Origin of the sequence: Undibacterium parvum, assembly GCF_003955735.1 — a bacterium.
Taxonomy (GTDB): domain Bacteria; phylum Pseudomonadota; class Gammaproteobacteria; order Burkholderiales; family Burkholderiaceae_D; genus Undibacterium; species Undibacterium parvum.
In genome coordinates, this window is record NZ_CP034464.1 from 3,676,021 (window position 1) to 3,691,091 (window position 15,071).

Genomic DNA, 15,071 nt, shown 5'->3' on the forward strand with positions numbered 1-15,071 from the left:
CCTCGCTAAGCAGGCGATCTACGCTCACAACAACATTCCGCTCTGTTGGGACTGAAACTGTTGTTGTTTCGGAGTGTGCGTCATCAGCTAGTAATAATGAAAACAGATAATTCTTTTGCCATGAAAATCAATTCAAAAATCCCCTTTTGCAAGCAATATGTTGGCTCCTCGCGTGCTGTGAAATCTACTTTTTTTTGTACGCTGCTGGCGCTTGCCATGCTGCCGGTTCAGGCGCAAGAAAAGCCTGCTGCGGCGCTGGTGAAAAGTGCAGATAATCTGCCAATTTTCAATATTTTTGAATACAAGATAGATGGCAATAGCCGCCTCACGGATCAGCAAGTAGAACGTGCGGTGCTGCCGTATATGGGCGAGCAAAAAACCTTGGCGGAAGTTGAGTCTGCCCGCGCATCCTTGGAGCGCGCCTATCACGATGCTGGTTATTTGACGGTCCTAGTGTCTATCCCTGAGCAGAATGTCGATACCGGTGTGGTTGAGCTACTTGTGCTCGAGGCTACCGTGGAACGCCTGCGTGTTAAGGGCTCTGAATATCATACGCTGACAGGGATTAAGGCGGCCGTGCCAGAATTGGCAGAAGGCAATGTACCGAATTTTACGCAGATGCAGCTAGAGTTAGCTGCGGTGAATCGTAGCGCCGATTTAAAAGCCACACCAGTGCTGCGGGCCGGTAAAGCACCTGGCACGGTCGAGGTGCAATTAGATGTAGAGGATCAATTACCTTTGCATGGCAATCTCGATTTAAGTAATCGCCAATCACCGAATACCAGCGCGATGCGTCTGGCTGCTTCGCTGCGTTACGATAATCTGTGGCAACGTGCGCATAGTCTGGGTGTGACAGCGCAGACTTCGCCGCAAAAACCGGATGAAGTGCGGGTACTGGCAAGCACCTATGTTGCGCCTGTCAGTGACGATGGTGCTGCGCTCACTGCGTATTGGGTGCATTCGCGCAGTACCCTGACCACGCTGGCAAACGCACCTGGGCTGGGTGTGCTGGGTAATTCAGATATCTTAGGGCTGCGTTACGCCTTGCCCTCTAAAAGCTTAAATGATTACGCCTATACCTTGGCGGCCGGTACCGATTATAAAAACGTCAAACAGTCGGTGGCGGTGCATGGCGCGGGAGCAGTCACTACCCCGATTACCTATATGCCCCTGGTCGCCACCTATACTGGTAGCTGGCTCAGTGATAATCATCCCACCACTTTAGATGCCACCGCCACGGTGGGCTTACGTGGGGTGTTCGGCAACACCGATCAAGAATTTTCTGCCAAGCGCGCCGGTGCGTCAGCCAATTACATCGCCCTGCGTAGTGGCGTATTGCATGTGGAGAAATTTGGCGGCTGGTCGCTGTCCAGCAAGGCCGAAGTGCAGTTTGCCTCTGGCCCCTTGGTGAGTAATGAGCAATACACCGGTGGTGGTGCCGACAATGTACGTGGCTATCTGGAGGGCGAGTTAGCTGGTGATGAGGCGCTCAGACTGTCGTTTGAATTGCGTACCCCATCGTATAAACCAGCAGGCGAAACCTCAGTATGGAGTTTGACTGGTCTGAGTTTTTTTGATGCTGTGCGTTTGCGCACCCTTGATGTCTTGCCACCGCAGAGCAGCATTAAACAATTGCGTGGCGTGGGCATGGGCCTGCGTTTGCTGGCGCCGCGTGGCTTTGCGCTGGAGCTAGATTGGGCGCATGCCTTAAACGATGCGGATGTTACCAAGGCGGGCAGTAATCGCCTGCATGCACGTTTGCTCTGGGAGTATTGATGACTACTTTAATCAACGCGTCTTGCCCTAGACCGCGCACGCTAATCAAGAAATCACCTAGCAAACTATTCACCACGCTGTCCACCAAGCTGCCCAATAAGCTTCCCAATAAGCAAAGCAGCACTACCTTGACTGCCTTTAAGGAAAAAATCATGTCTAGCACCCGCTATCGTCGTTTGCCCCTGGTTGCCAGCGTCTCGGTGTTAATGACGGCGGGTGTGCTGGTTTGCTCGAATAGTTGGGCTCAAGTGCCGCCGCGCCTGCCGCGGGTGGCTTTGCCGGCCGGCACTTTGCCAACTGGTGCTGCGTCGCAGCCGCTGGCCATCGGTAGCGCTAGCGTGCGTTCACCCTTGGTGGTGGCGGGTGCCTTTGATCCATATCGTGTGAGCGGCAATACCGCCACCATCACCCAAAAAGATCCGGCGGGTATTTTGGCATGGAGTAGCTTTGATATCAGCGCTGATGCCAAATTAGAGGTGTTGCAACCGTCGGCTACTGCGGTGTTATTGAATAAAATAGAAGGCGGGATTAGCCCTACGGTGATTGAAGGCATGCTCAATGCTAAGGGCCATGTGTACATCTACAATCCTAACGGGATTATCTTTGGCAAGAGCGCGACTGTGAACGTCGCTAGCCTGTTGGCTAGCAGTTTAAAGATAGACGATAAACGTTTTTTGAGCGGTTTGCTCGCGCCTAACCTGGAAGCGATTTTTGCCGCCGATCCTAATTATAAGGACCCCGTGACCGGCTTGGCTGGTGCGATGCCCGGTGCGGTAGAAGTCGAAGGCGATGCGGCTCAGCGCGCCAAATTAAGCGCCGCCAGCGGAGGCAAGATTATGCTGCTGGCCCCAAATGTGACGAACAACGGCATGTTGTTGGCGCCGGACGGACAAGTGGTGTTGGCAGCGGGTGGCAAGGTGTATTTGGCTGCGCCCACTGAACCTGGTATGCGCGGGTTGATCGTTGAGGTGAATAATAGTAATTTGCCGGCGATTGGCGGAGTCGCCAGCAATGGTGCTGCCACGAATGGTACCCAGGGTAGTATTTCTGTAGAGCGTGGCAACGCCAGTATGCTAGGTTTTGCCGTCAATCAAATGGGAAGCGTCTCGGCCACCACCTCGATTAATTTGAATGGCTCGGTCTACTTACGTGCCCGCGCCGGGGCTTCTAAACAAGGTGAAGATACCCCCGCAGTTAGCACTGTGGGCGGGATTCTGACTCTGGGTAAAAACAGTCTGACCCAGATCGCGATCTACGATGATAAATTGACCGCTCCGGCGGGGCCCGATGATCCAGCCTTCAAAAAGTCCAGAATCGATTTATTTGGTCAAAATATTTCCTTACAAGAAAATGCCAAGATCGTCGCACCTGCTGCTGAGGTCGTGATCCGAGCTAAGCAAGACCCTAGTGTGCATGACCTGCCTTTGTATGATGCTAGCAAACCCTATGCCGAAAGAAACCATAGCCATATCGATTTTGCGGCAGGGAGTTTGATCGATGTGTCCGGCGGTAAGGACACCAAACTGGCGATGGAAAACAATGTGCTGGAAGTGCAGTTATTGTCTGAGCTGGCTGATAATGTGCTGATGCGCCAGTCTACTTTGCGCGGTAAAAAATTTCGCTTCGATATACGTAAGAGCACCAATATTGCCGACATCAGTAAAGCCATCGCCAAGATCGAGGGCACGGTGGGGGAGCGTACCGCCGCTGGCGGCCGCATTACCGTCATCTCGGATGGCGAGATCATTCAACGTAGCGGCAGCCTGATGAACGTCTCGGGCGGCGCTGTGTCGTATCTGGATGGTTATGTCAACACCACAAAGTTGACCGCCGATGGCACCTTGTTTGAGCTAAGTACGGCCAGTGCGAATAAATTGTATGGTGGCCTGATCAATTTTCCGAATAGCCGCAGAAATTTTGAGAAAGGCTATACGGTCGGTAAGGATGGCGGTACGGTGCAACTTTCGGCACCAGTAATGGTATTGCAAGGCGAGTTTAAAGGCGAGACCATACAGGGGCTGTACCAGCGTGAAGTGGGTGCGAAGAACCGTGCGCTTGGAAGCAAGTTTAGCCTGGGCGGCAGCTTGTATGACTATGCCCGTGCTAGCGTGGAAGGTGCAAGCAGCAGCCAATTGAGCGAAAAGGCGGGACCTGATGATGTCAAGAAAATCGCAGGCTATCAGGCTCAGATCGTTTTTAGTGAGGCAGGCGATGCGGGTTTGCGATTAAAAGACGAGGCTTTCGATAGCGACAATAATCCTCAGCATGCGCTGCTCGCCAAGCGTCTTGTGCTCAATAGTGCCAGCTTGCAGCAAGCGGGATTTAGTCGTGTGACGGCAATTACTGCTGGTGATCTGGAAGTCTCTGCGCCGCTTGTGCTGGCAGCCGGCGGTGAAGTGGACCTGGGCGCTTACGGCAATTTGGATTTTAAATCCGGCATCAGCATGCCTGGCGGCAGCGTCATCGCTAAATCTATCAGCAAGCTCAGCCTCGCTCCGGGTCTGGCTTTTGATCTGGCTGGTCAATGGATTAATGACAGTAAAACCGCTAAGCCAGTACGCGATGCGATGGGCAACCCGATTGCCGATGTCGTCATTCAGGGTGGAAAAATCAGTTTCTCTAGTCCAAGAATCGAGATAGCTGACGGTGTGCGGTTGGATGTCTCGGCTGGTGCCTGGTTGGATGCACAGGGTAAGTTGAAAAAAGCCGATGGCGGTAGTATTGGCCTGACTAGCCTGTTCACGGGCTACAGTAGTTTTTTGCACTTGGGAAATAACTTGTCGCTTACCGGCTTTAGTTTCGCTAAAGGTGCGGCGCTCAGTCTGCGCGGCGATGGGATCAGCATAGGTGGAACGCCTGGCATCGCGACAGAGCTAGGCAAACAAGATACTCTGCATTTATCTGAGAACTTTTTTCAGCAAGGTGGTTTTTCTAGTTATACCATCGGTGCCCTGCAAGACTTGCAGCTAAACCCTGGTACGCAGATCACTCCGCAAGCCCTGAACTGGCGCTTTGCCGATCTCAACTCGTATAAAGCGATCGCCAACGGCGCTATGAGTGCGGTCGCGACGCCAGCACTGCTGGATTTGAGTGGCCCTTTAGGTTCTCGGGTGGCGACGAATGTCACATTGGCTGCCGGGCGTAATTTACTCATAGGGACGAATGCTAGTTTAGTCGCTGACCCCGGTGCAGAGCTTAAATTTTCCGCATCCAGCCAATTGACGGTAGACGGAAAAATCTCCGCGCCTGCCGGTAATATTATTTTTGCGCTTACTCCTGAAAACTCGCCAGTCTACAATAATACCCGCAGTATCTGGTTCGGTAGTAAAGCCGATATTTCTGCGAAAGGCAGTAGCGCTTTGCTGTACACCGATATCAAGGGCATTAGCAGCGGTGAGATGTTGGCAGGCGGGCGTATTTCTGTGACTTCGCCAAATTACGTGGTGGCCGAAGCAGGTGCGCAATTTGATGTCAGTGGCGCTAAATCAGCAGCTGTCAGTTTTAAACAAGGCTACACTATCAGTGCAGCGCAAGAGCTGGCCAGCGCCGGCGGCAGTATTGCAATCGCTGCCGATGAAGGCCTGTTGTTTGCCGGTGCTATGCGAGCCAAGGCTGGTGGAACCGGTGCACAAGGCGGGGCGCTGAACATAGTCTTGGATAGAACCAAAAGTGAAGCTTTAACTACGCCCCGTAACGGAGCGCTGACGCTCAGCTTGAGCAATGGCGATAGCCTGGGTTTTATAGCGCCTGGACTGCAGCCAGGGCAAGCGCTATTCATGCCAGAGGGCGAGCCACAAGGACGCCTGGCGCTTAGTGCATTTGAGCAGGCCGGATTTGATCGTATCAGCCTGAAGAGCCAGGATGAGTTGGCCTTCAATCTCCAGGATAGTGCGCTTAAGCTCGAGGCCCGCGCCGCATTGATACTCGATGCACCGGTTTTCAGCGCAAAAATCTCTAACAACAAGGTTGTAGAGAGCAGCAGCAAGCCTGCCAGTGTTGAACTTAATTCTGCCTATGTACAACTGGGGAATGCAGACTACCGTTATCAGCGTGATGGCCTGAGCAAAACCGGAAATGTGAGTCTGACGGTCAACTCCAGCACCTTAGATTTGATAGGGAAAAGCAGCTTACAGGGGTTTAATAATGCGCAATTGAATGCCAAAGAAGATATACGCTTGGTCGGTGTGACTGGAACTGATTCCAACACCCGACCAGGCTCGCTAACACCTGATTTGGCGGCAGTCAGCGCCAAAGGCGAATTAAAATTAACAGGCGAGTTGCGTTTAAAATCCGCGCAAGTTTATCCGACGACCTTGAGTAAATTTAGTTTAAACGCCGAGGGCGAGCGTAGTCTGGTGCAGTTTGAAAGCAATGGTAATCTAGCTTCGGCAGTGCTGTCGGCAGCGGGTGAAGTGAGTGCTAAGGCAGTCACTGTGATACAGGCTGGTCAGTTAATGGCACCCTTAGGTAAAATTAATCTGGAGGCCAGCCAGGATCTTACTTATACCAGTACCAGCGTTAGCTCGGTTGCCGCTAGTGGCTTGATCCCGTTCGGGCGCGTAGAGAATGGTCGCGAATGGGTGTATGACTTCGGCAGCGGCAATGCAATTTCATACAAACTTAATCCCGGTACGACTGGACACCTGATAGAGCAGGCGCTACCAGAGAAATCGATTAAATCGAGCGCGCCCAATATTAATTTACAAAAGGGAGCCAGCTTAGATTTGTCTGGCGGCGGTGAACTGTATGCCTATGAGTTTACGCCAGGACCGAATGGTAGTAAGGACGTCCTGAAAAATAATCTTGTAAATAGCCAGACCACAGTATTTGCGATTAATCCTAATTTTACGGCCAGCGTCGCCCCGCGGGATTTTCAATATGGGCAAGATGGCGGCTTACTGCCAGGCGATAGCGTTACGCTCTCGGGTATCGCCGGTTTAAAGGCGGGTACTTACACTTTACTACCTGCACATTATGCTTTACTACCGGGCGGCATGAGTATCTCGCTAGCACCGAATAGTCGCGATATGCAGTCCAGCAGCAATAGCATTAATCTGGATAAATCACTCACGGTCGCTGGTACTAGAACTGTCTTAGGCGTAAGCGATATGCGTACTTCGGGCTGGATAGTCAGCTCAGGCGAGGTGATACGCAGTAAATCAGAATTCCGTGATTACAATGCCAGCAGCTACTTTAAAGATCAGGCCTTAGCGACAGCGCTTAATTTGCCCATGCTGCCCGGCGACGCCGGCAGGGTGGCCTTTGATGCCACCCAAAAATTAATACTTGATGGACAAATTCGCCTGGGTGCTGCTAACGGTGGACAGCGCGGCAGTGTGGATATCTCTGCGCCTGAAATTACGGTGGTGGCAGATAGCAGCCAAGATACCGGTACCGCGCTTAAATTGGTGGCGAGTGACTTAAACGCGCTCGGTGCTGGCAGTTTGCTCATAGGTGGCTTGCGCGACGAGTCGTTTAAAGACGGTAGTCACCTCAGCGTAGGCGCTAAAAAAGTCAGTCTGCAAAATACCCTGGCGCAGGCTTTGATAGGCCCAGAAATTATTTTGGCAGCGCAAGATAAGGTGTTCCTTGATGTTGGCTCTGCGATCAAAGGTGAAGGAAGTTTAGCCCATGCTCCGCGCAATTTATTCATACAGGCGAATCAGTTAAATGGCACTGACGGTGCCTTGCTGCGTGTCAGCGGTGCTGCAGCAGTGTCGATACAGCGCGAGGCTGCTGCGCGCAATACCGGAGTGCTGGAGATCGCCAAGGGCGCGACAGTTGCAGCCAGTGGTTCGGTTTATCTGGATGCGACCAAGGACAGCAAACTCGATGGTAAGTTAGCTTTGGCGAACGGGGCAGCCTTAGGTCTGGGTAGCTCACGGGTCAGTCTTGGTCAGAATATTCCTGCGCTGGCCGATGGTCTACGTTTTGATGAGGCAGGGCTAGCCAGTTTAAGCCAACTTTCGGCTCTGGAGCTAAATAGCTATTCGACCATAGATATTTACGGCGTGGTCAATCTTGGTAATGCTGCCATGAAAAAGTTGACACTCAAGTCGTCCGGGATACAAGGCTATGATCAACGCCAGGTCAACTTGTTGGCGCAGACTGTGCGTTTCGAAGGTGGTAGCAACTTCAGTCTGAGTACAGTTGCGCCAGAAAACAGCAGCGGCCAACTTAGCGTTCAGGCCAGAGATATAGAGTTTGGCCAGGGTGTTTTTAGCGTTAAGGCTTACGAGACGACCAGTTTGAATGCCAGCCGCGAGGCGCGCGCTACCGCTGTGGGCGGTTTCAAGGCAGAGAAAGATTTGACACTGGCGGCAGGTCGTATCCTGGCTAACGGCCAGACCGATGGCGCCTTGGCAAATGAAGGCCGTATTCTTGCAACCGCAACGGGTGACGCTAGCATAGAGGCAGGCCGCACCCTGAGCTTAAGCAAATTGGCGGGTGCTGAGCCGGCTGCAAATGCGCCTTTACTGGGCGGTCGCCTGCAATTTAAGGGCGATAGTATCAATTCTGATGCACGGATTTTGGCGTCTGGCGGCCAGCTCAATATGCTGGCAAAAAACGGCATCAATATCACTGGCGGCGAGCTCTCTGCCGCGGGTGTCGCAATCGTGTTTGGAACGACCAGCGCCTATGCACCAGGCGGCAAAATCACGCTCGATGGCGGCAGCGGCAATGTACTGCTAGGCGCGAACGCAACGCTGGATCTGTCGGCGGTCGGTGCCGCCGCCGGTAGCTTGGCGATTAAGGCTAACAACGCGAATAATAATGCTAAGGCGATCTTGGAGGGCAGCCTGAAAGCGACAGCATTGAAAGGCGTGGACGGTATCTTGCCCAACCAAGGCAGCTTGCAGATGGATGTGGATAGCCTAGGTGACGCGACGCAGTTTGCGGCACTCAATGAGAAGTTAAATACGGCAGGATTCACCGAGTCACGCAGCTTTAGAGTAAGGCATGATGATGTTGATTTGGCCGCTGGCGTAACTATCAACGCGCATCAAACTCTGATTGCAACTGACAACGGGAATATACGGATAGCTGGCACGATAGATGCCTCCGGTGCCAAGGGCGGCAGCATAGAATTGTACGCATCGCAAGCACTGGCCACAGGCAATTCGGGCAAGCTCAGCTTGGGCAGTAGCGCGCAATTGCTGGCCTATGCCAATGTAGCTGCCAGCAGCGGCGCTGGCTCACTCGGCGATGGTGGCCGAGTTGTGCTTGGCACTGCTAGCGCCGATGGCAAGATGCCTGGCGATGTCTATACCGGCAGCAGCATGAGTCTGGAGCAGGGATCGGTAATTAATGTCTCTGGTCTGGGACTCGGTGGCGCAGGTTCAGTCACTTTCCGTGCGCCCAAAGTGGGCAATGGCTTCGGGCAGGATGTCGCGATTAGCCAGCTCGACGCCAAAATAGTCGGTAGTGGCGCAAGCGTGATTGAGGCCTACAAAACCTATACCACTAGCAAGATCAGCGAAGCGCCCGATGCGGCTAATGGGGATGGCACGTATAGCAATTTGCAAGCGGCGACCTCGACCATAGGTGCGATTAGCTATGTCACCGATTACAGTAAAGCGAACCGACCAAAAATCGCGATCGCCACTGCCACACCAGCGGGCATGATAGGCACACCGGCTGGCCTCATGTATCTAGATGCGAAAAATTTCACTGAGAATAATGCGGTAGTGAGCCGGCTGCAGCGCGCTGATTTACAACTAAGAGCCGGAATCGAAGTGCGCTCACCTGGCGACCTGACGGTCTCTGTGAATGAGATCAATCCCTTAGCGCCCAAGGACAGTAAGGGCCAGGTCGTGTATGACGCTGCCACCGTCGTGTTGAAGGACCCGGGCAAGGGCAAGCTGACTAAGGCGCCAGTGACACTCAAAGCACAAACGCTGAATCCTGAAGACAGAGGCTGGAATTTGAACGCATGGCGTTTTAACGCTGAGCCCGGGATATTGAATTTGCGGGCTAGTGGTGATTTGTTGATCAATGGCTCGATTAGTGATGGCTTCGTTAAACCAAACACCTTAGCCCTTGCCGATACTAAAACGCGTGAGAAAATCGGTATGCCAGACTGGGTGCTGGATAATAAGGCATCCTGGAGTTATCGCCTCAGTGCTGGCGCTGATTTGAATGCGGCAAACCCACTGGCGGTGATCGCTAGCGATGCGCTAGGCGACTTCAAAATTAACTTTGCCCGTACTAGCGGTACCGCTACCGATACGCCGGTTGCCCTGGTACGCACTGGCACGGGACGGATTGATGTGGCGGCCGGGCGCAATGTGGAGCTGGGTTTTCAAAACGGTATCGGTGCCACCATCTATACCGCGGGCATGCATCAAGACACTGCAGAATTCGTTGCACCTGGCAATCTGGCGAACTCACAGTACTGGACTGCGGGTACTTATTCGTCATACGAAATTCCGAATCCTGCTGATCCTGAAAATCCTATCGTAGTCCCAGCGCGTCTTAGTCCTATCAAAACACCGGTTCAGGGCGAGTTCTCTAAGTTAGGCGGTGCGATTTCTATTTATGCCGAGCATGATGTGGTGGGCACACCGGTTGCGCAAATGTTTAATAACTGGTTGTTCCGTCAGGGTCGCACTGAACTCGATGCCTCTGGGAACACGGTGTTCTCAACAGGACTGGTAAAGAATAGCAAAAATCAATTGATAGCCACGAGTTTAAATACCGCCTGGTGGTCACGTTTTGATTATTTTAATCAAGGCATTGCCACTTTCGGCGGCGGTGATATTAAAGTAATCGCGGCCAGCGGCAGCGTCAAAGATCTTTCGGTCAGCGTCGCCAGTAATGCCTATATGCCAGGAACGGCCCCAGGTAAATTGATAGAGCAGGGGGGCGGCGACCTGGTGGTCAAGGCGGGAGCGGATATTTTGGGTGGTGCTTTTTACGTACAAAAAGGGCTTGCCAGTTTGACCGCTGATGGCGCTATTCTTGCCGGTTCCCGCGAAGCAAACGGCACAGCCTTAAGAACCGTGCTGGCGCTGGGTGATGCCCGCTTTGATGTGGTGGCAGGGCGTGCTCTCGAACTGGAGAGCGCATTTAATCCCACGCTCACTATGCAGAGTAAACAAAATTCTGGCTTGACGAAAAATTTCGATACTCTTACTAAAGTAGAGTTCGACAAACTTCCACAGATCAGTAATTTTTCTACTTACCGTGATGATAGTGCGGTGCATCTGACTTCTATCGCTGGCGATGTATTGCTGTCTGAAAATGTTACGGCACTGGCAAGCGCCGCTGGTAAGGAGATTGATCTCATTTTAATGGGGAAGGGCTCTTCTGAAAAACTATATGGTTTGCAACCAGCACATTTTAGTGCCGCCAGTTTGAGTGGAGATCTGTCTACATCCGGTTTTACTATGGCTGGCAGCGTTAGCGGGCAACTCGATTTACTAGCCGCTGGCAAGATCGACTTTCTAACTAAAGATAAAGATCAACCTATCATCATGCTCGATATCGCTGCGGAAAAATTCTCAGCCTATTTTGCACCAAGAATGTTTGATTTTACTAAAGGTGATGCTGGGCTTTTGAATGGCGGTATGACTGGTTTGATCGCGCATACCAGTGGCGGTTTACATCAGGGCGACACCCAGCCTAACCGTGTCATCGCCCTGACTGGCGATATCAATGGTGATCTATCTCCTATAGATCTAGTTTCGTCTAAAAAAATGGAAATTGCCGCCGGTCGCGATATTCTTGATTTTGGTTTTTCTGTTCAGCATCTGGATGCCAGGGATGTAACACGTGTGGTGGCTGGCCGTGACTTTATCGACAGTACGATTATTTCTGATGTGGACGAGCCCAATAAAGTAAAGCATGTGATTACAGGTGCCGGTGCGTTTGATCTAAGAGCTGGCCGCAATATTGATCTGGGTGATAGCTCTGGTATACAAACACGTGGCAATTTAGAGAATCCGTATTTGCCTAAAGGCGGTGCCAGTATCAATCTGCTGGCTGGTAGCGCTGCTGCCGACTATGCCAGCTTTGTCCGTGACTATGTCAAAGTCAGTGATCTGACTGCTGCCGATCAAAACACCATGCTGGCCTATGTGCAAGAGCTTAAGTCGGGATCGGGCACGGCGCTGAATCTCTCGGTAGTGGATGCCTGGCTCAGTTTTAATGCGCTTAGTCCGGCGCAACAGCAGGGGTTTTTTGATACCCATACCGCCGCATTGAATAAGATTTTTAGTGCGAAGTTAGTCGAGTCTAGCAAGCTTAAGGGTCTGGCGATTTTTGATGCGCAGATCGCTAAAATGTATCCAAACATTAATCCTAAAGGCGGCAATATCAATCTGTTTGGTAGTCAGCTAAAAACCGAACAGGGCGGTGCCATTGACATGTTTGCACCGGGTGGTTCTGTGTATGCAGGTTTAGCCAATACCCCTGCTTATCTGATGAAAAAACCCGCTAGCCTAGGTGTGTTTAGCATACAGGGCGGTGATATCCACGCCTTGGTGAAAACCGACTTTCTGGTGAATCAGGGGCGGGTATTTACCTTGGGCGGTGGCGATATTACTTTGGCCTCTCAATATGGCGATTTAAATGCTGGTAAGGGCAGTAAGACCGCCTCGTCGGCGCCAGAACCACAACTGACCACCGATGCCAAAGGCAATACCGTACTCGATATTTCCGGATCGATCTCGGGTTCTGGGATTGCTGCCTTGAAGACACGTGATGATCAAGCCGACAGCAATTTAACTTTTATCGCGCCGCGCGGCACTTTTGATGCCGGCGATGCAGGGGTGCGTTCTACCGGGGGGGTCTACCTCGTCGCAGATCGGGTGGTCAATGGCGATAATATCAGTGCCAAGGGCCCTATCAGCGGTGCGCCAGCGGTCGACACCAGTGCTCTGAGCGTCGTCGCAGCTCCTAGCACAGCCGCGGTTAAGGCTGAGGAATTGACGGAACGATTGAATCGCTTACCGCCTACCTCAGCGGGCAAGAGCACGACTTTATCGGTAGACGTATTGGGTTATGGCTCTGATTGTAGTGAGCCTAACTGCGCCATTAACGAAGATAAGAACAAGAAAAATTAATTGATTTGTCTGCTTGCTTAACCGCGATTTTTTGTATTTATTTTGTATTTATTTGATTAGGAAGAACTTCATGGATGTGAAAAAAAGCCTGTGGTCGGCACTGACTACCTTGGTACTTTGCCTGCCCCTGATGGCGCAGGCTAGTGATGAATGGGCGCATAAAAAAAAGCTAGGTTTTGATACTACGAGCACTGGCGTAGAAATTAAGGAGGCAGTGAGTCAGTTGCCGATGTTAGTGCGCTTGCATAGTGGTAATTTCACTTTTGCTGATGCCAAACCAGACGGCTCGGATTTACGTTTTTTCGCCGCAGATGGTAAGACGCCGTTGAAGTTTCATATCGAGCAATTTGACGCAGCCAATGAATTGGCCATCGTCTGGGTGCAGATGCCAAAGTTAGCAGCGAATGCCAAAAGCGATGCGATTTGGCTGCATTGGGGCAATCCTAAGGCTAGCTCTGAGAGTAATTCCAAGGCCAGTTATGATGCGGCACAGGTCTTGGTCTTGCATTTCTCGGAAGCTGGTGCGGTGAAGGATGCCACAGGCAATGCCAACGACGCCAAAGAATCTAATGCCAAGCAAGTAGCAGCCGGCCCTATCGGCAATGCTGCTGGTTTTGATGGCAACACAAAAATGACGATCGCGCCTTCCGCCTCGCTAAAGTTGAGTGCCGCCACTGGCTTTAGCTTTAGCGCCTGGGTCAAGCCCGCAGGCAATGACAACGCCACGCTATATCTACAAAAGGATGGCGCTAAGTCCTTAGCGATCAGCTTGGTTGATGGCAAACTGGCGGCCACCTTGGACGCGGCCAAAGTAATTGCAACTGGCGCACTGAAACCGGCAGTCTGGCAGCATGTGGCGGTAGTTGCCGGTGCCGGAAAACTGAGCTTCTATGTCGATGGACAAGAACAAGGTAGTGGCGCATTTGCCTTGTCGGATATCGCCGGTAGTGCCAGCATAGGCGAGAAATTTGTTGGCGAATTGGATGAGATTAATTTATCTGCTATCGAGCGCAGCCCTAGTTACATGAAGGCCTTGGCGACGAGTCAGATCGCTGATTCCGCAATCAGCAGTTTTGACGAAAAAGAAGAAACTGCAGAGATCTCTTACGCCGCCATACTCTTGGGTGCCGTCACTATCGACGGTTGGGTGGTAATTGGTCTCTTGATCGTGATGGCCATCATCAGTTTCTGGGTGATGATCACCAAAACCATTTCCATCGCTAAGATCAATAAAGCCAATACAGCGTTTATCACCAGCTTTGCAAATAAATCGGATGAATTGCTGTCGCCGGGGCATGTAGAAATCGCGAATTTGGCGGCCGATCCCGAGATGAAACAATCCTCGATTTACCATTTGTACGCAATTGGTTTGCGTGAAGTTAAGCACCGTTTTGATATGCAAACCGCTGCCGGTAAAAACAATAGTTTGTCGCATGCGGCACTCGATGCCACTCGTGCTTCTTTGGATGCCGCCATGGTGCGTGAGAATCAAAAACTCAATAGCGGTATGGTGTTGTTGACGATCGCCATCTCCGGTGGACCTTTCCTTGGTTTGCTAGGTACTGTGGTTGGCGTGATGATTACCTTTGCAGCGATCGCTGCTGCTGGTGACGTCAACGTAAACGCGATTGCACCTGGTATCGCTGCCGCTCTGGTTGCGACCGTGGCTGGTTTGATCGTGGCAATCCCGGCCTTGTTTGGCTATAACTGGTTGTCGATACAGATCAAGAACGTGTCTGCCGATACCCAGGTATTTGCCGATGAGTTCTTGACCAAATCTGCTGAAATGCATTCGGCTTAAGGGGTGATGCGCCGTGCATATCCAAGAAGATAATCAGCCTTTTGATGACATCAATGTCACCCCCATGCTCGATTTGGCCTATGTCTTACTGGTGATTTTTATCATCATGACTACCGCCTCGGTACAGGGGGTCAAGGTGGCATTGCCAAAATCAAAGATGACCGCAAGCTTGGCGAAGGCACACATTAAGGCGATCACTATCTCTGAGCGCGGTGACATGTTCCTCGATGCCTATCCAGTCACCCCTGAGCAATTGGAAGAACGTTTGCTACAACTTAAGCGTGGCAATCCCGGCCAAGCCGTGGTGGTGAAGGGCGATGCGCGTGCCCAGTATGTGAAGGTGATGCAGGTGCTGGAGGTCTTAAAGAAAGTTGATATTACCGAAATTGGCCTGGTTACCAGTCGCGCCGCAAGCTAAATTTATTCAG

4 protein-coding genes are annotated in these 15,071 nt (G+C 51.9%); all 4 read left to right on the forward strand.

Annotated features, from left to right (window positions below; genetic code table 11):
- The first annotated feature begins 177 nt into the window (after positions 1–177).
- The 4 genes from EJN92_RS16080 (at position 178) to EJN92_RS16095 (ending at position 15,061) form a co-directional block, all read left to right on the forward strand.
- Positions 178–1,776, forward strand: a complete 1,599-nt coding sequence (locus tag EJN92_RS16080) for a ShlB/FhaC/HecB family hemolysin secretion/activation protein (protein WP_170174914.1) — start codon at positions 178–180, stop codon at positions 1,774–1,776.
- Positions 1,776–12,842, forward strand: coding sequence for a filamentous haemagglutinin family protein (locus tag EJN92_RS16085; protein ID WP_126128751.1), 11,067 nt, complete (start codon positions 1,776–1,778; stop codon positions 12,840–12,842). The genes EJN92_RS16080 and EJN92_RS16085 overlap by 1 nt, the downstream gene beginning before the upstream one ends.
- Before the next feature lie 70 nt (positions 12,843–12,912).
- Complete coding sequence (locus EJN92_RS16090) at positions 12,913–14,643, forward strand: DUF2341 domain-containing protein (protein WP_126128752.1); 1,731 nt, start codon at positions 12,913–12,915, stop codon at positions 14,641–14,643.
- Positions 14,644–14,656: 13 nt separating this feature from the next.
- Positions 14,657–15,061: an ExbD/TolR family protein gene (locus EJN92_RS16095; RefSeq protein WP_126128753.1), complete on the forward strand. Its 405-nt coding sequence runs from the start codon at positions 14,657–14,659 to the stop codon at positions 15,059–15,061.
- Positions 15,062–15,071: the final 10 nt, after the last annotated feature.

Coding starts and splice junctions, on each gene's coding strand:
- EJN92_RS16085 (WP_126128751.1), top strand. CDS start 1,776: ATGACTACTTTAATCAACGCGTCTTGCCCTAGACCGCGCACGCTAATC.
- EJN92_RS16090 (WP_126128752.1), top strand. CDS start 12,913: ATGGATGTGAAAAAAAGCCTGTGGTCGGCACTGACTACCTTGGTACTT.